The sequence below is a fragment of the Acinetobacter sp. 228 genome (assembly GCF_048147885.1).
In genome coordinates this window covers 1-1,097 of record NZ_JAYWYV010000524.1, presented here as the reverse complement: position 1 = coordinate 1,097, position 1,097 = coordinate 1, and the positions used below count along the sequence as shown (strand labels likewise).

Annotated in this window: 1 protein-coding gene; it reads left to right on the top strand. The window is 38.0% G+C overall.

The genetic code is table 11. The features are described 5' to 3' along the window. The first annotated feature begins 64 nt into the window (after positions 1–64). Positions 65–1,075, top strand: a complete 1,011-nt coding sequence (gene lpxK, locus VXQ92_RS20440) for a tetraacyldisaccharide 4'-kinase (protein WP_265642801.1) — start codon at positions 65–67, stop codon at positions 1,073–1,075. Positions 1,076–1,097 lie beyond the last annotated feature (22 nt).

Genomic DNA, 1,097 nt, shown 5'->3' with positions numbered 1-1,097 from the left:
AATTACTTGCTAAGCACGGTGCTTATTATCAATTACATCAGCGTAATTTTGAGGACCATTAAGTATGTCGTTAGCCCAGCTGATCCAAAATGCATGGAATAAGCAATCAAGTTGGTTGATTGTTTTACGTCCTTTGTCTTGCTTGTATCGTGCTGGGTTTTTACTAAATCGTGGTTTTTATAGTTCAGGCTTTAAAAAAGTTTATACCGCACCTGTGCCAGTCATGGTAATTGGCAATATTACGGTGGGGGGAAGTGGAAAAACGCCATTATTAATAGAGCTCGTCAATTATCTAAAGCAGCATAATGTAAAGGTAGGGGTAATTAGTAGAGGCTATGGTGGATCTGGCCCTTTTCCTATGTTGGTAACATCGGCCAGTCAAGCAGCTGAAGCAGGAGATGAACCTGCTTTGATTGTTCAGTCAACTGGCGTACCTATGGCAGTAGGACCCAATAGACAAGCTGCAATCGAGTTATTATTAGCATCGACTAAACTAGATTTAATTATTAGTGATGATGGGTTGCAACATTGGGCATTAGGTCGCCAAATAGAATGGATCGTACTTGATCAAAATCGTGGCCTTGGAAATAGAAAGTTATTACCAGAGGGATATTTACGTGAACCTGTGGAACGTTTAAAAACTAGTACGGTAATTGAGCATATTTTCACACCAACAACTACATTGCATATGCATCTTGATGCAGGCCAGCCTTACTTATTGAATCCTTCTTCGGCAACTGAATTATCATTCAATATTCAAAATAATTACCATGCAGTAGTCGGTATTGGTTTTCCTCAGCGCTTTTACCAAACACTTAAAGGTTTAGGGGTGAAACAATTTCAAGAGCATGCTTTTCGTGATCATCATGATTACAGTATTGATGACCTTCTATTTAATGATGACCAACCTATCATTACAACTGAAAAAGATGCAGTTAAGTTGTTACCATTACTTGAAAAGCATCCAGAATTTAAACGACCTATTTGGGTCGTGCCAGTTAAAGCTGTTTTGTCTACAGAGTGCTATCAGGTTTTAAATCAACAATTGCAAAAGCTTGATATTCAAATATCTTAGGAAGAAAAAATGAAACATATCG

Bases quoted from the DNA above. Each gene is read 5' to 3' on its own strand.
- lpxK (WP_265642801.1), top strand. From the start codon at position 65: ATGTCGTTAGCCCAGCTGATCCAAAATGCATGGAATAAGCAATCAAGT.